Here is a 21,169-nt window from a genome sequence, read left to right as displayed (position 1 = left end):
GGAAGGCAATTGAGAGGGACAAGCGACGATGCTTGTCTCTTTTTTTGTACGGCGAATGAAGCTTTGGTTTGACGATTATAATTGTCGAAATTGTCGACAAATTTTTTATAAGCTTTATTTATGAACTGTAAGTTCGATCTTGAAGGGTTTTATTTATAAGTTTGTCTTATATAACATAGTTCAGATGTTATGTAAACCGCCTTTTCCGCTACCATGAGGCAGGATATGGCAGGAAAAAGGAGGAGAGGGCAGGTCAGCTCCCCTCTGCCGCAGAGAGCACATTATACGGTGGATTATCCCAAATTACTGGAAATGACCTCCAGCGCTATTCATGTTAGCCTTTTAAGTGTTCAAAAAAACAAAGAAAGGTTGGGGTACAACGTGCAAAGGAAATGGCTGGCCATTCTGCTACTGCTGCCCGCTCTACTATTGAGCGCATGCGGCGGGAACGGAGGCAACACCGCCTCCGGCGGCAATGGCGGTAACGCGGGGGAAAGCAAGACCACCCTGGAGAAAGCGGTGGAGCAAGGGTACGTGACGATCGGCTTCGCGGGCGAAAATCCGTACGCGTACAAAGACGAGAACGGGGAGCTGACTGGCGAAGCGGTCGAAATCGCGCGAGTCATCCTGGAGCGCTTAGGCATTAAAGAAATGCGCGGTGAAATTTCTGAATTTTCTGCCTTAATTGCGGGGCTGAACGCCGAGCGGTTCGATATGATTACGGCGGGAATGTTCATTAATCCGGACCGCTGTCAAGCGGTGCTGTTCGCGGATCCGGAATACAGCATCGGTGAAGGCTTGGCCGTGAAAGCGGGCAATCCGCTAGCGCTGAACAGCTACAAGGCGATTGCCGAAAATAAAGACGCCAAAGTCGCCGTCATGGCGGGCGCGGTGGAGATCGGATATCTCGAAGCGTCAGGCGTCGCCGAAAGCCAGATGGTCATCGTGCAGAACCAAGACGACGCGATCAGCGCGCTGCAGACGGGCCGGGCGGACGCGATGACGATGACGGGTCCTGCGCTGCAATCCCGGCTTGACGAAGCGGCGGACTCCAGCATCGAGCGCGTCATGGATTTCGAGCAGCCGGTCGTTGACGGCAAAAGCGTAAGGGGCTATGGCGCCACGGCGTTCCGAATGGAAGACACGTCGTTCCGCGACGCGTTCAACGCCGAGCTGGCCAAGATGAAGGAAAGCGGCGAGCTTCTGGAAATATTGCAGCCATTCGGATTCACGGAGCAGGAGCTTCCGGGCGATATGACGGCCCAGCAGCTTTGCGAAGCGTAACGTGCTGGAGACGGTACTGAAGTGGCTGCCGTTCCTTGGACAGGGCGCGCTAGTCACGGTCAAGATTACGCTGCTGTCCGGCGTGCTGGCGATGGCGCTCGCCATGCTGTCGGGTCTTGGCAGAACGTCAACGTTCGCTCTGGTGCGCTTGATCGCGGCCGGGTATATCGAATTGTTCCGCGCGGCTTCTCTTCTCGTGCTGCTGTTCTGGGTATATTTCGCTTTGCCGATCGCGGGGGTCGAGTTGTCGAAAACTTGGTCAGCCGTGCTGGCAATCGGCCTAAATATCGGTGCGTATGGCGGGGAGATCGTGCGGAGCTCCATCCAAGCGATCCCGAGCGGACAGTACGAGGCCTCGATCGCGCTAAATTTGTCCCCGTTCAGGCGGCTCGTTCAGATCGTACTGCCTCAGGCGATCGTCCGCATGCTGCCCCCGATGGGCAATCTGTGGATCGAGATGCTGAAGTCGACCTCGCTCGTCTATTTCATCACGATGTCGGATTTGACGTACGAGGCGATGATCCTGAGGAACAATTATTACAATGACACTCCGGTGATCTTCGGACTGCTGCTTCTCATCTATTATGCGCTCTCCTCCTGCATTTCGCTGCCCATCAATTGGCTGGAACGCAGAATGACGGCATGGAGGTGACGTTAACATGTGGGATTGGGATTACGCGGCGGAAGTAACCGGGATTCTGCTCAAAGCTATTCCGAACGTGCTGCTCGCCACCTTAGGCGGCTTCGTCCTGGCGGCCGTGCTCGGCTTGGCGTTCGCGGCGCTGATCAGGTCGAGATTGACCATCGTCCGGAACGCGACGAAGGCATTCGTTCATTTTATCCGCAGCACGCCGCTGCTCGTGCAATTGTTTTTTCTCTACTACAGCCTGCCCATGATTACGCCGTTCTCGATGACGGCGTTCCTGACCGGCGTTCTCGGACTTGGGCTGCACTACTCGACCTATATGTCCGAGGTCTACCGCTCCGGTATCGACGGCGTGGCGAAAGGACAGTGGGAGGCTTCCACGGCGCTAAACTTCTCGAAAAGAAGAACGTGGTTCTCGGTCATCCTGCCTCAGGCGATACCGCCGGTCGTGCCGATCATGGGCAATTACTTAATCGTCATCTTCAAGGAGACGCCGACCTTGTCGGCTATCACTTACATTGAACTGCTGCTTCGCGCCAAAAACGAAATTTCGGTCTCTTATCGCGTTTTCGAGCCCTACACGATCACGGGCGTGATCTTCATCGTGGGCAGCTTGCTCATGTCGCTTGCGATATCGAGGCTGCAGAAGCGCTGGATGCGGAAGCGGGCCGCGTAAAAGGAGGTTCACGCCATGATAGTGATGCAAGAAAAGGAAGAGGGGCGGCAGAGCGAGGTACAATCAGAGCCTGCTGCTGCGCCCCTCGTCGAATATCGCAAGGTAACGAAATCATTCGGCGAGCTGGAAGTAATCAAGGGCATCGATCTTACGCTTCATGCGGGGGAGAAGCTTGCCCTGATCGGTCCGAGCGGCTCGGGGAAAACGACGCTGGGCCGGATGCTGATGACGCTTGATCAGCCGACGAGCGGGATGATTACGATCGACGGCGAGCCGCTCTGGCATCGCGAGGACAAGAAGGGACGTCTCGTCCCCGCGAACGAAAAGCATCTTCGTCGCATGAGGGAGAAGGTGGGCATGGTCTTCCAGCATTTCAACCTGTTCCCTCATCTGACGGTTCGGCGCAACGTGACGCTGGCCCTGACGTCCGTGCTGAAGCTGGGCGCCGACGAAGCGAACGCCCGCGCCGAGGAAATGCTGGATAAGGTAGGCCTGTCCGCCAAGCTGGACAATTATCCGTCGCAGCTGTCGGGCGGACAGAAGCAGCGGGTCGCCATCGCGAGGGCGCTCGTCATGAGGCCGAAGGTCGTCGTCTTCGACGAGGTGACCTCGGCGCTCGATCCCGAGCTGGTCGGCGAAGTGCTGGAGGTCATCAAGGAGGTTGCGCTCCAGGGCGATACCGCGATGATGCTTATAACGCACGAGATGGACTTCGCCCGGGAAGTCGCGGACCGCGTCATATTCGGCGCGGATGGTCTCATTGTCGAGCAGGGCAAGCCGGCAGACATCTTCGACCGGCCCCAAAGCGAGCGGCTGCAATCGTTCTTGAGCCGTTTCCTGTAAAACGAGAAGTTTGGAGGAGTTAACGTTGATCGACAAAAACGAGGCACAACTATCCTGCCGCAAGCCGGATGCATCCGACGGGCAGTCCGTGTGGAAGCTCGTGAAACGGTCGGGCGGCCTGGACGTCAATTCGGCTTACAGCTACATCATGTTATGCGATATGTTCCGGGACACTTGCTGCGTCGTTAAGGAGGATGAGCGGACGCTCGGATTCGTCTCCGCGTTCCGCAAGCCGTCCGAGCCGCAGACGCTGTTCGTCTGGCAAATCGCGGTCGATCCGATCCTTCGCGGTAACGGTATCGGCAGCAAGCTTCTGAACGAGCTGCTGAGCCGCGAAGAGAATCAGGATATCCGCTACGTCGAGGCCACGGTCGGTCCGGACAATATCGCATCCCGCCAGCTGTTCATAAGATTGGCGAAGACGCTCGGCGCGGAATGCGGCATATCCGAGCAATACGGAACGGATCTGTTCCCGGAGTCTCACGAAGCCGAGCTTCTGCTGCGCATCGGGCCGATTCAGCTGCCGGCGGGTCGGCGCCCGAGGCGCGATTGAAGTTTTGTTTCGCAAAAAAGAACCGGATGCTATCGAAGCATGTTTTGCTTCGCAAAAGGAGGACAACAAACATGAACGCTATTAAACAAGAGGGCAAGAAATCCAAGCTGCAAGTATTCGATCAGCTGGAATCCGAGGTGAGAACCTATTGCAGAAGCTTCAAAACGGTATTCGCCAAAGGGAGCAACGCGAAGCTGGTGGACCGGGACAACCGGGAGTACATCGATTTTTTCGCCGGCGCGGGCGCGCTTAATTACGGTCACAACAATAAGCGGATCCGCTCCAAGCTGGTTGAATATTTGCTGCAAGACGGCATCACGCACAGCTTGGACATGGCGACCGAGGCCAAGGAGAAATTCCTGTTGACGTTCCAGAATACGATCCTGGAGCCGCGCGGAATGAAGTACAAGGTCATGTTCCCGGGACCGACCGGCACCAACTCCGTGGAAAGCGCGCTGAAGATCGCTCGCAAGGTAACGGGGCGCACGAATGTCGTCTGCTTCACGAACGCGTTCCACGGCATGTCGCTCGGTTCGCTCGCGGCGACGGGCAATGCCTACAAGCGAGGCGGCTCGGGCGTGCCGCTCACGGGTACGACCTTCATGCCGTATGACGGCTATCTGGGGCCGCTTGTCGATACGACTTCCTTGCTTGAGAAGATGATTCTCGATTCCGGAAGCGGTCTTGATCTTCCGGCGGCCGTCATTCTCGAGACGCTTCAGGGAGAAGGGGGCTTGAACGGCGCGAGCGACAAGTGGCTGCGCAATCTGGAACGCATCTGCCGCGAGCACGGCATTCTGCTCATCGTCGACGACGTACAGATGGGCTGCGGCCGTACCGGCACGTTCTTCAGCTTCGAGAAGTCGGGCATTCGGCCGGATATCGTCTGTCTGTCCAAATCGATCGGCGGCTATGGCTTGCCTATGGCGATCACGCTGCTTCGACCCGAGCATGACATCTGGAATCCGGGGGAGCACAACGGCACCTTCCGAGGCAATAATCTGGGATTCGTCGCGGCGACGGAGGCGCTTCACTACTGGAGCAACGATGAACTGGAGAAGCAGATCGACGCGCACGCGAAAACGATCTCCGCGTTTTTGAACCGAATGGCGTCGCGATATAGCGGCAAGATCTCGGAAATTCGAGGCAAAGGGCTGATTCAAGGGCTCGTGTTCAAGAATCCGGAGGAAGCCTCCAAGCTATGCGGAGTTTGCTTCGATAAGGGATTGATTATGGAAACCTCGGGACCGAGCGACGAGGTCGCGAAGCTGATGCCGCCGCTGACGATCGAAGCTTCAGTGCTGAAGGAAGGCCTCAATAAGCTTGAAGCCGCCCTGCAGCAATTATTTGCGCCGGCGAAGCCGGGCGAGCTGCTTCAGACAAAATCTTCATAATAGCACCAATCATTTCTGCGAAAGGATGGGGTTTACATTGATCGTTAAACATTTGGAGGATGTCCTTCATACGAAGGACGATATTGACACGCTGACATGGAATTCGCGACGCCTGCTGCTGAAGAAGGACAACATGGGCTTCTCGATGCACGACACGATTATTAAGGCCGGCACGGAAACGCTTATCTGGTATCGGAATCATGTCGAAGCCGTCTATTGCATCGAAGGCGAAGGCGAAATCGAAGTGATTGGAGGGGAGACGTACCCTATCAAGCCGGGAACGCTCTATGCGCTCGACGGACACGAGAAGCATTATCTCCGCGCCCGGTCCCAGCTGCGGATGGTATGCGTGTTCAACCCGCCGCTGACCGGTACGGAGGTCCACGATAAGGACGGCGTGTACCCGTTGCCGGAGGAGACGAAGGCTTGATAAAAGCAAAACAAAGCAATTGCTTACGAAGCAGTTTTATTCCCCAACACGAAGTATTCCGATTTATGATCATAAAACTTTAGGAGGTACATATCTATGAGCCAAAAATTGACGAAAGAGCAGACGATCGATCGTTATCCATCAAGGTTAGCCGACAAGCCGGGGCGCTCGGAGCGCAAGGATCCCGTGGTGTACAGCACCTGGACGGCTGACAGTCCGCTAACGAAGGAACAGTCCGATTTCTACGAGCAGAACGGTTACCTGTTCCTCGAGGATTTCTTCAACGAAACGGAGCTTAACGTATGGCGCGAAGAATTGAGCCGTCTGCAAGAGGCGTACCGCGACCAGGAGGCGTCCCATGTCATCCGCGAGCCTCAGAGCAAGGAGGTGCGCTCGATCTTCGCGGTGCACGAGAACAATGACATTTTCCAAAGCCTGTCGAAGCACCCTCGACTCGTCTCGATCATGAACTATCTGCTTGGTTCGGATACTTATATTCACCAATCGCGCATTAACTACAAGCCGGGCTTCACGGGCAAGGAATTTTATTGGCATTCCGACTTCGAGACGTGGCATGTGGAGGACGGCATGCCGAATATGCGGGCGCTTAGCTGCTCCATCGCGCTCACGGATAACCATCCTTACAACGGACCGCTAATGATTATCCCGGGCTCGCACAAAACGTTCATTTCCTGCGTCGGCCAAACGCCGGACAATCACTTCAAGGAATCGCTTCGCAAGCAGGAATACGGCGTCCCGGACCAGGACAGCCTGAAGGCGCTGGCAGATGAGAACGGCATTCAAATGCCGATCGGTGAAGCCGGTTCCGTGCTGCTCTTCGATTGTAATGTGATGCACGGCTCCAGCAGCAATATTTCGCCGTACTCGCGCAGCAATGTGTTTATGGTCTACAACAGCGTGGAAAATAAACTGCGCGAGCCCTTCTCCGGACAACAACCGAGACCCGGCTATATCGCGACTCGTTCCTAGTGACGAATCCCGCACTCATTATCGCCCTTATCTTGGGAATAAACATTACCTATGTTTCGATCTTTACCCTGCGGCTTATTCTTGTCATCAAAGCCAAGCGGCTTGCCGCCTCATTACTCTCGATGGTCGAAGTGTTCATCTATTTGATCGGGCTTCAGATCGTGCTGGACAATTTGTCCAGCCCGATCTACATCGCCGCGTATTGCATTGGATTCGGACTAGGCGTATTCCTGGGAAGCCGCATTGAGGAAGCGCTGGCTCTCGGTTACTCTGTTGTGCAAGTCATTGCCGACACGGTCAATACCAATCTCCCGGATCAGCTTAGAGCGAGCGGTTACGGCGTCACGGTATGGCAGGGGGAAGGACGCAACGGCCCGCGACTCATCATGCAGGTGCTCGTGAAGCGAAGCGCGGAGAAGCGATTGCTTGACGCCATCTCGGCAACGGCGCCCAAGGCTTTTGTTATTTCGCATGAACCGAGGCACTTCCGCGGCGGTTTCTGGGCCAAGCTGCTGGAGAAATAAAATAGGATGCGCATAGCTGTCTTCCGTTTTTTTACGGGAGGCAGTTTTTTTGAGTTACCGGCTGCTTATTATGGCGAATATTACGCAAGCTAAACCTAACTGCCAGAAGATTGCAATCGGATACTCTTGACAGAGCTTCGAATCGGGCCTATTATTTAAATAGTTTAAATATATACAACTAAAGTATATAGTACTTAAGGAATTAGGGGGGGGGAGTCGGATGACATCGCTCGCCAGCCGTTTCCAACGTTCGGTAACGCAGCTGAATCGTTTATTCGCATCGATGATCATGGATCGTTTGAACTCGCAAGTGACGGGAACGCAGATGTATATGCTGCACTATATCCGGGAAAGCGGAAAATGCCGGTTGACGGAGCTTGCCGACAAGCTGGAAGTGAAGCCCAGCGCGGTAACCGTCATGATCGATCGTCTCGAGAAGGCGGAATTCGTGAAGCGAACGAACGATCCAGCGGATCGCAGAGTCATTCTCGTCGAGCTAACCGGAGAAGGAGAACGAATCCTGAACCAAGCACACGAGATGAGAGAGCAGATTATCGGCTCGTATTTGAACAAGCTGGATGCGGATGAGGCCGCAATCGCAACCGATGTATTGGAGAAGATGGTTAGTTACGCGCAGCAGGCCGATGATTAACCCAACGAATGGGATGGATGGATCGGCGGAGATTTCAGGCATACAAGAGATAAAGGAGCAGAATCATGGAACACTTATCGCATAAACGAAAAATCACGATTATGATGGCAATTATTATGGCCATGTTTTTTTCGGCAATTAACCAAACGATTGTCAGCACCGCCATGCCTCGCATCATCGCGGTACTGAGCGGGATGGAATATTACAGCTGGGTTATTACCATCTACATGCTGACGTCCACTCTGGCTACCGTCTTGGTTGGAAAGCTGTCCGATATATATGGAAGGAAGCCGTTTATATTGACGGGTATCGTCATCTTTATGATCGGCGCATTCTTGACCGGATTCTCGAAGGATATTTATCAGCTCATCATTTACCGCGGTGTTCAAGGCGTAGGCGCCGGCATTATTATGGCCTCCGTCTTCACGGCCGTCGGCGATCTGTTCTCTCCGCGGGAGCGGGGCAAATGGACCGGCGTCATGATGGCGGTGTTCGGCTTCTCCAGCGTTATCGGGCCGACGCTTGGAGGCTGGCTAGTCGACAACTTCGCGTGGAAGTGGCTGTTCTGGATTTTCCTGCCGCTTGGCGTGGTCGCTTTCTTCATGATTCTGTTCCTCTTCCCGAAGGTGGAACGCAACAAAACGGAGAAAATCGACTATCTGGGCTCCTTCTTCCTCAGCTTGACGATTATCGCGCTGCTGCTTGGTTTCTCATGGGCAGGGACGAAATACGATTGGGGCTCGTTCGAAATTCTCGGCTTATTCGCCGCGGCTGTCCTCTGTCTCGTCATCTTTATTTTCGTAGAGCGCCAAGCATCCAGTCCCGTATTACCGTTGTCTTTGTTTAAAAACGATATCGTTACGATCTCCAATGCGGTGGGCTTCATTATGAATGCGGGCATGATGGGCGCCTTGATCTACCTGCCGTTCTTCGTGCAAGGCGTTGAAGGCATCTCGCCGACCTATTCCGGTTATGTTACGATGCCGATGTCGATCGCAATGGTCATTATGAGTACGGTAATTGGCCGAATCATTACGAAGACGGGCAAGTACAAACGGTTCGCGCTGTTCGGTCTGCCGATAATGATCGCGGGCATGCTCATTATGGCGTTCATGAACAGCGTATGGCTGGCCGTCGTGGCGATGATCGTCTTCGGCCTCGGTCTCGGTCTCGGCATGCCGATCTTCTCCTTGACCGTCCAAAATGCGGTGAAGCCGACGGAGCTTGGCGTTGCCACGGCATCCTCGCAGCTATTCCGGAACTTAGGGGGAACGATCGGGATCGCGGTGATGGGGACGATCATGACTTCAAGCCTAGCTCGAAATATGGAGAAAGCCGCATCCTCCGGAACGGGCTTCGACTTCGACAAGATCGATCCGGCATTAGCTGAGCAGCTGGCGGCCTTCCACAATCCGGAGATGCTGCTGGATCAACCGAAGCTGGCCGAGCTGCAGTCCCAGCTGCCGGCGGACGTTCAGCCGATCATCACGCAGCTGATCGACACGCTGCGAGACGCGCTTAGCTCTTCGTTGACCACGGTATTCCTGGCCGGCACGGCGCTTGTCGTCATCGCGCTCATTCTTACGGTGTTTTTGAGAGAGATTCCGCTTCGCACTTCCAATAAGATGCCGGAATCGGAGCAGCCGCAGGCGACGGAGCTTGGAGCTGAACGGGTTTAAGAGAAAGCAAGTTCTATAATGAAAGCTTCGGCGTTAAGCCGGAGCTTTTTTTATTTGTACTTGTCGAAAAATTTATAGAATAAGAACACTTGATCGCACTGGATAGCGATGGTAAACTTATGGAGGTTAGCAATCCGTTCGCTGGAAGGCGGTGTAGGGCGTGACGACAAGCACCGAGATGGAGCAGATTATCGCATATATCCAACAGAATATAGACGAAGAGTTGCCGCTGGGGAAGCTGGCGGGCCAGGCGGCTTACAGTCCGTATCACTTCACCCGCTTGTTCAAGGAGATGATGGGGATTTCTCCGTTGTATTATGTCTCTTCGCTGCGTCTTCAGAAGGCGAAGGATTTGCTCTTGAACACCAATCTCAGCATCCGGGATATCGGAATGGAGATCGGTCAGCAGAGCCTAGGAACCTTCACGACTAGATTCACGCAGAGGGTGGGCATGACGCCGGCTCAATTCCGGAATACGGCGAATGAAGCCGACCGTTATTTGGAGATGCTTCGGAAGTTGGAGAGTTGGGGAACCCCTGTAATATCCCAGCCTCATCACGTTACGGTGCGAGGGACGGTTCGCAGCGAGCATCCGTTCGAGGGCGTCGTTCTGATCGGATTATTCCCGAAGCCCATCCCGGAAGGATTCCCGCTTTACGGAACGCTTATTGGTACATTAGGTCATTTTGAGATGCCTGATGTGAAACCCGGGATTTATTATTTGATGGGGACTACCATCTCTTGGGGGACGGATGCGAAGAATATGCTGCTTCCTCAGACGACGCTGCGTACTCGATTTAAGACGGCTATCCGCGTGCAGTCGGGAGCGGAGCTCCCTCATCTGGACGTGACGCTGCATCCTCCAAGCCTGGACGATCCGCCGATTCTTATTTCGCTGCCGGTTTTAATGAATCATTTCCTTGGACGCGTCCAGAACCAAGAGAGCTATCCGTATCTGGGGAAGGGCAAGGCAAGAGGGTAATTTCCTTATTGAGTTGAACGCCTTCTAACGCTTATAATATAGCGAGTATGAAGTCTAACAGAAAAGGTGTTTATTCATGAGCATATTAAATGTAGAACGTCTTAGCCACGGCTTTGGAGACCGCGCCATCTTCAACGACGTGTCCTTCCGCTTGTTGAAGGGCGAGCATATTGGTCTAATCGGCGCAAACGGCGAAGGCAAATCGACCTTCATGAACATCATTACAGGCAAGCTTCAGCCAGACGACGGCAAGGTGGAATGGTCCAAGCGCATGCGCGTCGGCTACCTGGATCAGCATGCCGTGCTGACCAAAGGCATGACGATAAGAGACGTGCTGAAGGGCGCGTTCCAATACCTGTTCGATATGGAGCAGGAGATGAATGACATGTACGCGAAGATGGGCGAAGTATCTCCGGAAGAGCTCGAGCGTCTGCTGGAGGATGTCGGCACCATCCAAGATACGCTGACGAATCAGGATTTCTATATGATCGACGCGAAGATCGAAGAGACGGCTCGAGGTCTTGGTCTCACGGATATCGGTTTGGAGAAGGATGTCCACGATCTGAGCGGCGGCCAGCGCACGAAGGTACTTCTGGCGAAGCTGTTGCTCGAGAAGCCGGATATTCTGCTTCTTGACGAGCCGACGAACTACTTGGACGAGGTTCATATCGAATGGCTGAAGCGTTATCTGCAGGAATACGAGAATGCTTTCATCCTGATCTCCCATGATATCCCGTTCCTTAACAGCGTCATCAACCTGATCTATCATATGGAGAATCAGGAACTCAACCGTTACGTGGGCGACTACGACCACTTCCTGCAGGTACACGAGATGAAGAAGCAGCAGCTGGAATCGGCTTACAAGCGGCAGCAGCAGGAGATCGCGGATCTCAAGGATTTCGTGGCCCGTAACAAAGCGAGCGTCGCGACGCGCAACATGGCAATGTCCAGGCAGAAGAAGCTAGACAAGATGGATGTTATTGAACTGGCGAAGGAGAAACCGAAGCCGCAGTTCAATTTCAGGGAAGGCCGTACGGCGGGACGAGTCATCTTCGAGGCCAAGGATTTGGTCATCGGATATACTGATCCTCTTTCTCGTCCGCTTAGTTTGCGAATGGAGCGCGGCCAGAAGATTGCGCTCGTCGGAGCCAACGGTATCGGTAAGACGACGCTGCTTCGCAGCATTTTGGGAGAAATTCCGGCCGTTTCCGGTTCGGTTGAGCTAGGCGATAATCTGGAGATTGGCTACTTCGAGCAAGAGTCCAAGGAAGCGAACTACAATACGTGTATTGAAGAGATCTGGAATGAGTTCCCTTCGTTCACGCAATTCGAAGTTCGCGCCGCGCTTGCGAAATGCGGTCTGACGACGAAGCATATCGAGAGCAAGATCACCGTATTAAGCGGCGGCGAGAAGGCAAAGGTTCGCTTGTGTAAGCTGATCAACCGCGATACGAATCTCCTGGTGCTCGACGAGCCGACGAACCACTTGGACGTTGACGCGAAGGATGAACTGAAACGGGCATTGAAAGCATACAAAGGAAGTATTCTTCTGATCTCCCACGAACCGGAGTTTTACCGGGATGTTGTAACGGAAACGTGGAACTGCGAGAATTGGACGACAAAAGTATTTTAATTGAAGAAAGCTCTGCGCGCGAGAAGCACTCGCGCTGCCGGGCTTTCTTTTTTTATCTTCCAGTATTTGATCATTGCGTTATAATGGAGGTAGTAGGAAATGGAAATTTTGGTTCTTAAGCTGAATGAAAAAGTACTGACGGTGAAATTTGATCGGTTCTCCCACGAGGACGTTACGAGATTAAAGGCTATAGAAGGAAGTAAGTGGAGCCCTGGAGATGGCTGGTGGACGTTGCCGTATACGTTAAGCGCAGTCGACCGATTAATGAAGACGTTTCCTCATGCGGCCTTTCGACCGGATTCCGCTCTGCTGGAGGAATGTTATCTATTTATAGAAAATGAAATGTGGGTGCGAGGTGAATAACATAAAATGAGATGGAGATATTCCATGTATTTATTCATTCTATCTTTATTTTTTTTATCTGCCTGTTCCATGGAGCAAGATAAACCTAAATCATATGAAGCAAAAGGGCAGTATTGGCAAGCCCACATTAACCCTGAGGTCGAGCTCATAAATGGGAAGAGAAAGTTTACCATTACATTTCATTATCTTGGGTCTATTGTAGATATCAATCAAACGAAGAAGATCGTATTTGCTCAAGGGACCCGTTTGGGAACGGAGGTCGTAAATGTCTTCGACTCTACACATAAAGAGGAGTCAATAAAAGCTGAAGAGCTGTATGGAATAATAACGGAGGATTTACAGAACAAAAAAACGACAGAATTCAAAGTTGATTATTATTTCATGGAAGATGCAGATACGGATACGTTTGAAGCTATAGAGGAAGATCGGATGAATATACAAATACTGTGGGAAAGAAATAATAGCGAGTTTAATGACGTGATTAATATTCAATGAGGACTTAGTGTGAATATGGAGGTTAAATGAATAATATACGCAAAGCTTTAATTACCCTTTCAATCATTCTAGTTGTTTGTCTTGTGATATCTGGATTCTTAATCTATGAAAGTAAATCTTATTATCCTGATTTGCCGTTTGAAGGTTCAACAAAAGAGGAAGTTATTCAAAAAGTATATCGGAATCATAATTCAATAATCAAAATAACTAGCGACGATTTATATAGCTGGTATATTTATCAGGGGAATCAGCTTGACGGTCGAAATGAATTAATTAAAAGATTAAACACTAACGGGTGGGAATATAAGGAACAGATGGGTTCAGGATCTATATTTATGAAGAACAATGAAGAATCTATTATAACTTCGCAGCAATGGACAAGGAAGTATGTGATCTATCAAGTACCTCATGCAATGGAGTTTTGAGAAGATGAGAGGTGTAACATTGATTCAATTATCGACGTTAGATGCTTATCTTCAGGCATCAGATTATATTGATTTCTATGATGACCAAATCCAAAAAGTGATTGCGTCTTTTAAACAGGATAATGAGCTTGACCGAATAAAGGCTGCTTTTGAATTTGTGAGAGATAAGATAAGTCATTCTTATGACATTCAAAGCAACGCGGTGACTAGAAGAGCGTCTGAAGTGTTAAGGGAACAGCATGGCATATGTTATGCGAAGTCGCATTTGCTTGCTGCTATTTTAAGAGGAATGGAGATTCCATCGGGCATTTGTTACCAACGACTGACTCTGTACGATAAACCCGAAGATGGGTATTGTATTCATGCTCTAAATACGGTGTATATAAGGGACATGAACAAATGGATAAGACTAGATGCAAGAGGAAACAAAGAAGGCATAAATGCTCAATTTTCTGTGGAAACGGAGAAATTAGCATTTCCGGTTAGAGCGGAATACGGGGAGCTTGACTACTTCGTTAATTATTACGAACCCCACCCTGTTGTTATCCACACATTAGAAGCTTATTCGAGTGGAATAGAAATGTATCGGGAAGGTTTACCTGAAAGCCTGTAAATTTTGGCAATCGGCCGAGAAAGAAGGGAACCGAAATGAATGCAATCGAAAGACGTCTAGAAGAACTAGGTATTAGGCTTCCAGAAGCAAGTAATCCAGCAGCTAGCTATTCTAATTTTGTAATCGTGAACGGGCTGATGTTTGTATCGGGTAAAGGTCCTAGCGGGAATCCGAAAGGAAAGCTGGGTAGTCAGTACGCTACGGAAGACGGATATCATTTCGCCAGACAGGCGGGAATCGAAGTCCTAGCCGTTCTTAAAGAGGGGCTTGGGTCATTGGACAAGGTAAAAAGAGTAGTTAAAGTACAGGGCTTCGTAAATGCTGAACCTCACTTCGAAGAGCATCATAAGGTTCTTAACGGCTTCTCGGAATTGATGTATGAAGTGTTCGAGAGTAAAGGAGTACATGCGCGATCCGTCTTCGGAGCAGTCTCCGTGCGAGATAACTTGCCAATTATTGTCGATTCTATTTTTGAAGTGGAATGAAACAATCCATGGCAAGGCGGTATACGAGTTGAATCGATGGCGGGAGAGAGGGAAACAGAAATGCTGTTTGATTTGCGAGGCGGAGCAGAGATGTCTCCTATTGTAGGTATGCTATATTCCGCTGTAAGAGAGAATAGTATGCGGCTGCAAACCATTACGTCGGGCATGTCGCAAGAGGAATTGGATTATAAGGGATCCTTGAACCAATACAATAGTACGGCCCAATTAATCAAGCACATTATGTACGTTGACTTAAATTGGGTTTTTCGTATATCGGGGGCTCCACTTCCTCAATCACTAAAAGATGAATATGGCCCCGTGATCGATGGGAATCAGAAGCTGCCGATGATTGAAGGGGTATCTTTGGGTACTCTTCTGGCTAAGTATGAAGGAGTTATAGAAAGGCTTAAGAATGTATGTTCTCAAATAAAAGACTCGGATCTCGATAGGGTTGTCACCTTCGGCCATGAAAATGAAAAGCAAGCTACGATCCGTTGGGGTTTATGGCATATGGCTGACCATAGCCGATACCATCAGGCTCATATTAATCAGCTAAGAAGATGGTTTAAACAGGAGGAAATGAGATGATGGAATATATAGTATCCTTACAAAACGGACTCCCGATAAGTCTTCGCGGTACAAATCTTGTAATGGCCGAATGGACAGCCGAAGGGACTCCAGATGGTGAGGAGCCTGTACCTATTGCGCCTTTACACCGGCATAATCTCGATGATGAGGCTTGGTATATTCTTCATGGTACTTTAGGTTTTCAAATCGGTGACGCAATAATGGAGGCTATCTCCGGTGAGGCTGTAATCGTCCCGAAGGGAACCCCGCATACCTATTGGAATCCCAATCCCGCTGAAGCAAGGTATCTAATTTTTATGACACCAGCCATAAATGCACTTATCGAAAAAATTCACCAGACTCCGCAACGTGATTTTGAATTTATGAAGCGATTGTTTTTAGAGTTTGACTCAGAGCTGCTGTAAGGGGGAAACAAATGAATTCCGTGTTTGGTGAACAATTAAACTCCGTTGAGGATTTGGAGAAGCTCCGGCCGGAAATAGGTTTTCCGGGCAAGCTTGCTGCAAGTAAAGTAATCCATACTCTGGACCCGCTCAGCATGGATTTTATTCGGAAGTGTCCATTCATCGTATTAGCGACCTCGGACAAGGAAGGGCGATGCGACGCTTCTCCTCGCGGTGATGAACCTGGCTTTGTTTACATTGTAGATGAGAAGCATTTGTTCATTCCGGAACGGCCGGGAAATAAGCGGATGGACTCCATTCACAATATTTTGGTTAACCCTCAGATCGGCATTATCTTTATGATCCCTGGCTTGGAGGAAACCTTCCGGATTAATGGCAAAGCATGTGTCAGCCGAGATCCCATCCTTCTTGAGCGAACGGCAGTCAACGGGAAGCTGCCATTGCTCGGAATAGGCGTTGAGCTCGAAGAGTGTTATATGCACTGCGCAAAAGCCTTTAAACGTTCCGGACTGTGGACGCCAGCTCAATGGTTGCCAAAAGAAGAACTGCCATCAGCGCCGAAAATAATTGCGGCGCATGTTCGTGAAAAGGTTGAAGTGTCGGAAGAGCAGGTCAGAGCTTCATTAGATGAGAGTTATACTTTGCGGTTGTACTAACGGCTTAGCATGAAAGGGATGAAGATGGTGCAGTCCTACAATCTCATTTCCGCAGACAATGGTGTCCAACCTAATTATGATGTGAGTGGCAAGGACATCTATCTCACGATATACGTGAGCCCCATAGAAGAGGTGTGTATTCTAGCAAACGTAGATTCAAACTACTGCTGCTGGTGTTCGTTGACGAGCGTAACGGACAAAGAAACGAACGCAAGGATCTTCGACTATATTTTAAATCTAGGAGAGAATCGATCTTATTCTAGCGAGCCTAAAGCGCTCGGGCACCGATACCAAGAGGTCAAAAATTGGCATAGCTTTACCGTTAGGAAAGAGTGGTTCAAAGACCATTATCGGTACCGTTCGACTGTAAGCAATTGCTTTATTGGAGCGCCTTCATCCACCTCGGCCAACGGGCGGTTCCTGGCAAGCGAGATTCAAACGTTTCTCCATAGGGAGCTGGAAAAGTGCAAGTTTCGATTACTGGATGATGGTTATCCGTCGGTACTTCTCCGCTACAAAACCATTCTATTAAAAGAAAATAGTCCGGACTATTATCATCTAATGCTCCCGCTTATTGATATATTAAGAAATGAAAGCTATTTGAAATTAAGTTCGAATGAAGAAGTCAGACAAATATATTTGGAATGTTTAGCGCGAAGCTCGGCTTTGTACAACATATATATGAATGCTGCTCGATAGCATGAACAACAAGGAGGCGTCCAGGGGTGAGAAAAATTATGGTCAGCGATATCCATGGATGTGTCGATCAACTGAATCAGCTGCTTGAGGCGGTCGAATTCGATTCGCGAACGGATCAACTGATTTTGCTTGGCGACTATGTGGATCGAGGTCCGAACAGCAAAGCCGCTGTGGAGAAGGTGATGGAGCTCGTTCAGCAGGATCGGGCAATCGCCCTGCGAGGGAATCATGATCAGCGTCTCGTAGATTTGATTCGGAAGGCGAGCCCTGACGTGAAAGCCAAGTTTTTGGAGCATGGAGGAGCACAAACCATTCAAAGCTATTGCCATTCTGGGGATGAAGTTACGGAGGAGCAGTTAGACAAGGCAATCGAATGGATTCGCACACAGTACGGTCATCATATCGCGTTTTTGGACTCGTTACCGCTGTATTTCGAAGACAGCGAGCACATCTATGTTCATGCCGGATTAAATCCCGATTATCCGGATTGGAGAGAGCAGCCCGAGCATGATTTTATGTACATCAAGAACGCTTTTATTCAATCCAGCCTCAAGCACGATCGTCATGTCATATTCGGTCATACGAAAACGATCGATATTCACGGGACTCCGGACATATGGTTTGGCGAAAACAAGATCGGTATCGACGGCGGATGCGCGTATGGCATGCAGTTGAATGGATTGATTTATGAAGATGGTGAATATCGGGTAGTGAAAGTCAAAAATGAATAAACGCTTGATGGCTGCGATTATCGGCGCTGCGCTAGTCGCGGCATGGATGATCTCGTTTCTGTCGCCGGAGCTTGCAATTCGTCGTTACGTTTTTTTTCATTTGAGGCCGATTCAGAGCATACAAATAGACATCCATGACATGAAAAGAATCGACCAGGAATACGGACATCTTTATAATGTGGACGGATATTTTAGTCATCAAACAAAAGATGAGATAAATGTATTCTATTTGAACAAGAATGGCTTCATATGGACGGTAAATAGCGTAGGCACGGGACCCTAGACGCGTAAACGGACATTTGGTATGATCGCGTTGGATAAGGAATCCAGTTTAGTAGAATCTGGAGATGATCAGAATGAGCAGAACGGTATATATCATTTCCGGGCCGGCCGGAGCGGGGAAATCCACGACCTCCAAGATCATCGCTCGAAGCTTAAGCCGAAGCGCGTATATCGAGGGGGATCTCGTCGATCGAATGGTAGTAGGCGGCTACGAAATGCCTTGGCTAAGCCAATATCATACGGATCTTATTTGGAAAAATATTTTGGCGCTTACTCAAAACTACTTGGAGCATGATCATGACGTGGTCATTGACTACGTCGGATTTCCTCAGAATGCTGCACGGATTAGGAACGAAATCAAGGATTCGTCAGTCCTGGTCAAATTCGTTGTGCTCATGGTGGACGAACACGAGTTACTGCGCAGGGATGCGGAACGGAAACCCGAGTTTCAAATGGGACACCGCTGTCTTGCCGGACTGGAGGAGATTAAACACTCCAATCCTCCAGCTAATCATAGGATCTATACAACGAATCTAGTCGTTGAAGAGGTTGTCAAAGAGATCATGGAGAATCCAAGATTTTTGGTCAATGACTCTAGGGGAATCAATGAGAAAATCGTATAAGGTTGGAATATGGATTTACGATGGTATGGATATTTTAGATTATGCGGGTCCGGCGGAAGTGTTGGCTTTAACGGCCTACTCGAGATTGCAGCAAACGGTATTGTTGTACCGAAGAGTACTGCCTAAGAGGACACCGTTCCAAGTCAAAACGATTTCCGAGGATGGCGGAATGATCAAATCCCATGCGGGAACGCTTGTTCAAGCCGATTATAGTGTAAGCACGGCACCGGCTTTTGATATCTTGATTGTGCCTGGGGGGCCTCTTCGAGCGGTTCAGAAGCTGATCAAGAGCAGAGCCGCGATGGAGTACATCCTCTCGAGCTCCAAGCAGGCCGAAGTGATTTGCTCCGTATGCTCAGGCGCTCTTATTTTGGCGGAAGCGGGACTATTGGATGGCAAAAAAGCAACGACGCATCATCTTGTTTTTTCGTATTTGAGTAACAAGAAGAGGGGAATAGAAGTCATCAAGGATAAAGTTGCGGTAAAAGACGGGCGGATTATGACTTCGGGCGGCGTCTCGTCAGGAATCCATATGTCGCTATTTCTGGTTGAGACGCTATTCGGCAAAGAGACGGCGCTTCGAACCGCAAAAACGATCGAATATAACAGCTATCATGAGAATGGAAATTTGGAGGTAGCGGAGGAAGAATAAACAAGCGAGGTGAGAGATATGGGAACAAGTTATGAAGCGATGAGGCCCGAGCATGAGGCTTTTATTCAAGAGCAGAAGATGTTTTTTGTCGGGACGGCTGGGGCAGAAGGTCATGTGAATATTTCGCCCAAGGGGCACGACGTCTTCCGAATTCTCTCTCCCAATCGGGTTGCGTATCTCGATCTAACGGGAAGCGGGAACGAGACTAGCGCGCATTTGACGGAGACGAATCGGATAACCTTTATGTTTGTGGCTTTCCAAGGAAAACCTCTCATCTTGAGGTTATACGGCACGGCTCAAGTTGTGCTTCCGGGAACAGAGGAGTGGGAACAATTGGCGCCTCTATTCGAGTTATTGCCAGGCTACCGGCAAATTATTGTCTCGGACGTTGATATCGTTAAAACGTCCTGCGGCTTCAGCGTGCCTCTGTATTCATTCGAGGGAGAAAGAGATCTTCTGTTGAAGTGGGCGAATAATAAATCGGATGACGAGCTTGTTCAATACCGGAAAAATAAAAACGCGGTTAGCATGGATGGGATCCTAACGCCATTAGGCAGGACGTTCGAGGTTGGAATTGGAGATTAGGAGGAGTCGCTCCCCATTCACTCAAATTAGTGTTCCCTTTGTTTGGAAGATGATGGTACAATATAGGAAGACAAATGAAGAAGAACTCACCTTAGGTTCCTTGCCAAAGGTGGGTTCTTCTCTTATCACATCAAATATAGGAGATTCAAAGGGATGAAGCTTAACAAAAGATGGATTTGGGAGTCATTAGCGGTTGCTCTATTGGTTGTGTTAGGCTGGGTGGGCTGGAATGTCTATCAGGGATATGTGCTCACGTATAATTATGTGCCCGACATCATTAATCAATATGAATCAGTAGATAACCTGCAGCATCAGGTGTCATTCGGAACGATTCCGCGGTTCGACTTCTTGTCATGGATAACAGTTGCGGCGGCGTTCTTGCTCCTTGCAGCTGTGTATTACTTTGGCAGGTTCGCCATTTCGACGATTTGGCATCGACGGAAGCGGTAAAGAAGGGGCGGGAAGTCCATGAATCCAATCATTTCTTATTATCATACATTCGACGAGTGGGGGCGTCTCGATCGGGAGCCGCTCGAATTTCAGGTGAATCTCCACCATATTGTACGCAATCTTCCGTCCGAGGGCAGCGTTCTGGATAATGGCGCCGGTCCTGGGAAATATGCGTTAGAGCTTGCGAGAAGAGGGTATCGAATAACGTTAACCGATTTGACTCCAAGGATGGTAGAAATTGCGGAGCAAAAAGCGCAAGAGCATGGATTGACCGATCGGTTCGACGGCTTCTATACGGCTGACGCGCGGGATCTTGGTTCATTCGCGGACAAAACGTTCGATGCCGCTCTCATGTTAGGACCGCTGTATCATTTGCAGCAGGAGGCAGATCGAGCGAAAGCTGTGGAAGAGCTGTATCGCGTGACGAAGCCGGGAGGGGTTGTGTTCGTCGCCATGATGTCCCGGACTCGGTTTCTGACTACATCGCTTATGTATCCCGAGCATTGGAAGCCAAACCATACGATAGACGGTATTTGCGGATTCATGGAAACCGGAATCTTCAACCACAGTGATCCGGGTCGGTTCACGGGGGCTTATTATTTTCATATCGACGAGATTATTCCTTTCATGGAGAAGCATGGTTTCAAGACAGAGAAGCTGATTGGCTCCGGAAGCATCGCAGGCGCTATGATTCAAGAGCAATGGGACTATTGGAAGCGAAGAGGGGATGAAGAATTCCGCCAAATGATGCAGCTCGTCTTGAAGGAGTCGGAGAATCCTTATATACTGGGCACGTCTTCGCATCTGCTGTATATTGGAAGGAAAGGATGAT

At 50.1% G+C, this 21,169-nt stretch carries 28 protein-coding genes; all 28 read left to right on the top strand.

Going from position 1 to position 21,169, the window contains the following annotated elements:
* Positions 1 to 381 precede the first annotated feature (381 nt).
* Positions 382 to 1,284: an ectoine/hydroxyectoine ABC transporter substrate-binding protein EhuB gene (gene ehuB / locus NQZ67_RS02875; RefSeq protein ID WP_257442582.1), complete on the top strand. Its 903-nt coding sequence runs from the start codon at positions 382 to 384 to the stop codon at positions 1,282 to 1,284.
* A gap of 1 nt (position 1,285) precedes the next feature.
* Positions 1,286 to 1,936, top strand: coding sequence for an ectoine/hydroxyectoine ABC transporter permease subunit EhuC (gene ehuC / locus NQZ67_RS02870; RefSeq protein WP_257442581.1), 651 nt, complete (start codon positions 1,286 to 1,288; stop codon positions 1,934 to 1,936).
* 7 nt (positions 1,937 to 1,943) lie between these two features.
* Positions 1,944 to 2,606, top strand: a complete 663-nt coding sequence (ehuD, locus tag NQZ67_RS02865) for an ectoine/hydroxyectoine ABC transporter permease subunit EhuD (protein WP_257442579.1) — start codon at positions 1,944 to 1,946, stop codon at positions 2,604 to 2,606.
* A 24-nt stretch (positions 2,607 to 2,630) separates the two neighbouring features.
* Positions 2,631 to 3,449 (top strand): ectoine/hydroxyectoine ABC transporter ATP-binding protein EhuA, encoded by an 819-nt coding sequence (gene ehuA, locus NQZ67_RS02860; protein WP_257443349.1) that lies wholly within the window; start codon positions 2,631 to 2,633, stop codon positions 3,447 to 3,449.
* Positions 3,450 to 3,474: 25 nt separating this feature from the next.
* Positions 3,475 to 4,002 (top strand): diaminobutyrate acetyltransferase, encoded by a 528-nt coding sequence (gene ectA / locus NQZ67_RS02855; RefSeq protein WP_257442577.1) that lies wholly within the window; start codon positions 3,475 to 3,477, stop codon positions 4,000 to 4,002.
* 71 nt (positions 4,003 to 4,073) lie between these two features.
* Positions 4,074 to 5,396: a diaminobutyrate--2-oxoglutarate transaminase gene (ectB, locus tag NQZ67_RS02850; protein ID WP_257442574.1), complete on the top strand. Its 1,323-nt coding sequence runs from the start codon at positions 4,074 to 4,076 to the stop codon at positions 5,394 to 5,396.
* A 37-nt stretch (positions 5,397 to 5,433) separates the two neighbouring features.
* Positions 5,434 to 5,826, top strand: a complete 393-nt coding sequence (locus NQZ67_RS02845) for an ectoine synthase (protein WP_257442572.1) — start codon at positions 5,434 to 5,436, stop codon at positions 5,824 to 5,826.
* Positions 5,827 to 5,922: 96 nt separating this feature from the next.
* Positions 5,923 to 6,816, top strand: a complete 894-nt coding sequence (gene thpD / locus NQZ67_RS02840) for an ectoine hydroxylase (RefSeq protein WP_257442570.1) — start codon at positions 5,923 to 5,925, stop codon at positions 6,814 to 6,816.
* Entirely contained in the window at positions 6,816 to 7,340 is a 525-nt protein-coding gene (locus tag NQZ67_RS02835) for a DUF2179 domain-containing protein (RefSeq protein ID WP_257442568.1), read from the top strand. Before thpD ends, NQZ67_RS02835 begins: the two co-directional genes overlap by 1 nt.
* Before the next feature lie 220 nt (positions 7,341 to 7,560).
* Positions 7,561 to 7,992 (top strand): MarR family winged helix-turn-helix transcriptional regulator, encoded by a 432-nt coding sequence (locus NQZ67_RS02830; protein WP_257442566.1) that lies wholly within the window; start codon positions 7,561 to 7,563, stop codon positions 7,990 to 7,992.
* Between the two features lie 65 nt (positions 7,993 to 8,057).
* Positions 8,058 to 9,671, top strand: a complete 1,614-nt coding sequence (locus NQZ67_RS02825) for a DHA2 family efflux MFS transporter permease subunit (protein WP_257442555.1) — start codon at positions 8,058 to 8,060, stop codon at positions 9,669 to 9,671.
* Between the two features lie 178 nt (positions 9,672 to 9,849).
* Complete coding sequence (locus tag NQZ67_RS02820) at positions 9,850 to 10,653, top strand: helix-turn-helix transcriptional regulator (protein ID WP_257443348.1); 804 nt, start codon at positions 9,850 to 9,852, stop codon at positions 10,651 to 10,653.
* A gap of 76 nt (positions 10,654 to 10,729) precedes the next feature.
* A complete protein-coding gene (locus NQZ67_RS02815; RefSeq protein ID WP_257442553.1) occupies positions 10,730 to 12,286 on the top strand; it encodes an ABC-F family ATP-binding cassette domain-containing protein in 1,557 nt (518 codons plus the stop codon).
* Positions 12,287 to 12,385: 99 nt separating this feature from the next.
* The gene (locus NQZ67_RS02810) at positions 12,386 to 12,649 is read left to right on the top strand and encodes a hypothetical protein (RefSeq protein ID WP_257442543.1); all 264 of its coding nucleotides are present in this window, start codon (positions 12,386 to 12,388) and stop codon (positions 12,647 to 12,649) included.
* Between the two features lie 24 nt (positions 12,650 to 12,673).
* On the top strand, positions 12,674 to 13,144 hold the full coding sequence (locus NQZ67_RS02805; RefSeq protein ID WP_257442541.1) for a hypothetical protein: 471 nt from the start codon (positions 12,674 to 12,676) through the stop codon (positions 13,142 to 13,144).
* A 26-nt stretch (positions 13,145 to 13,170) separates the two neighbouring features.
* Positions 13,171 to 13,569 (top strand): hypothetical protein, encoded by a 399-nt coding sequence (locus tag NQZ67_RS02800; RefSeq protein ID WP_257442538.1) that lies wholly within the window; start codon positions 13,171 to 13,173, stop codon positions 13,567 to 13,569.
* 4 nt (positions 13,570 to 13,573) lie between these two features.
* On the top strand, positions 13,574 to 14,182 hold the full coding sequence (locus NQZ67_RS02795; RefSeq protein WP_257442537.1) for a transglutaminase-like domain-containing protein: 609 nt from the start codon (positions 13,574 to 13,576) through the stop codon (positions 14,180 to 14,182).
* A gap of 35 nt (positions 14,183 to 14,217) precedes the next feature.
* Positions 14,218 to 14,667, top strand: a complete 450-nt coding sequence (locus NQZ67_RS02790; RefSeq protein ID WP_257442536.1) for a RidA family protein — start codon at positions 14,218 to 14,220, stop codon at positions 14,665 to 14,667.
* A 60-nt stretch (positions 14,668 to 14,727) separates the two neighbouring features.
* Complete coding sequence (locus NQZ67_RS02785) at positions 14,728 to 15,255, top strand: DinB family protein (protein WP_257443346.1); 528 nt, start codon at positions 14,728 to 14,730, stop codon at positions 15,253 to 15,255.
* Positions 15,252 to 15,659 carry a cupin domain-containing protein gene (locus NQZ67_RS02780; RefSeq protein WP_257442535.1) on the top strand — a complete coding sequence of 136 codons (408 nt, stop codon included), beginning with the start codon at positions 15,252 to 15,254 and terminating at the stop codon, positions 15,657 to 15,659. Before NQZ67_RS02785 ends, NQZ67_RS02780 begins: the two co-directional genes overlap by 4 nt.
* 11 nt (positions 15,660 to 15,670) lie before the next feature.
* The gene (locus NQZ67_RS02775; protein ID WP_257442534.1) at positions 15,671 to 16,315 is read left to right on the top strand and encodes a pyridoxamine 5'-phosphate oxidase family protein; all 645 of its coding nucleotides are present in this window, start codon (positions 15,671 to 15,673) and stop codon (positions 16,313 to 16,315) included.
* Positions 16,316 to 17,040: 725 nt separating this feature from the next.
* Positions 17,041 to 17,745, top strand: a complete 705-nt coding sequence (locus NQZ67_RS02770) for a metallophosphoesterase family protein (protein WP_257442532.1) — start codon at positions 17,041 to 17,043, stop codon at positions 17,743 to 17,745.
* Positions 17,738 to 18,028, top strand: coding sequence for a YjcN family protein (locus NQZ67_RS30905; protein WP_503636295.1), 291 nt, complete (start codon positions 17,738 to 17,740; stop codon positions 18,026 to 18,028). The genes NQZ67_RS02770 and NQZ67_RS30905 overlap by 8 nt, the downstream gene beginning before the upstream one ends.
* Positions 18,029 to 18,101: 73 nt before the next feature.
* Positions 18,102 to 18,650 (top strand): P-loop nucleotide/nucleoside kinase family protein, encoded by a 549-nt coding sequence (locus tag NQZ67_RS02765; RefSeq protein ID WP_257442529.1) that lies wholly within the window; start codon positions 18,102 to 18,104, stop codon positions 18,648 to 18,650.
* A complete protein-coding gene (locus tag NQZ67_RS02760; protein ID WP_306812676.1) occupies positions 18,616 to 19,302 on the top strand; it encodes a DJ-1/PfpI family protein in 687 nt (228 codons plus the stop codon). Before NQZ67_RS02765 ends, NQZ67_RS02760 begins: the two co-directional genes overlap by 35 nt.
* Positions 19,303 to 19,320: 18 nt before the next feature.
* The gene (locus tag NQZ67_RS02755; protein WP_257442525.1) at positions 19,321 to 19,887 is read left to right on the top strand and encodes a pyridoxamine 5'-phosphate oxidase family protein; all 567 of its coding nucleotides are present in this window, start codon (positions 19,321 to 19,323) and stop codon (positions 19,885 to 19,887) included.
* A gap of 153 nt (positions 19,888 to 20,040) precedes the next feature.
* Positions 20,041 to 20,337 carry a hypothetical protein gene (locus NQZ67_RS30575; protein ID WP_371825258.1) on the top strand — a complete coding sequence of 99 codons (297 nt, stop codon included), beginning with the start codon at positions 20,041 to 20,043 and terminating at the stop codon, positions 20,335 to 20,337.
* 18 nt (positions 20,338 to 20,355) lie between these two features.
* The gene (locus NQZ67_RS02745; RefSeq protein ID WP_257442523.1) at positions 20,356 to 21,168 is read left to right on the top strand and encodes a class I SAM-dependent methyltransferase; all 813 of its coding nucleotides are present in this window, start codon (positions 20,356 to 20,358) and stop codon (positions 21,166 to 21,168) included.
* Position 21,169: the final 1 nt, after the last annotated feature.

Origin of the sequence: Paenibacillus soyae, assembly GCF_024623455.1 — a bacterium.
GTDB classification, from domain to species: Bacteria; Bacillota; Bacilli; order Paenibacillales; family Paenibacillaceae; genus Pristimantibacillus; species Pristimantibacillus soyae.
This window is presented reverse-complemented; position numbering and strand designations above follow the sequence as displayed.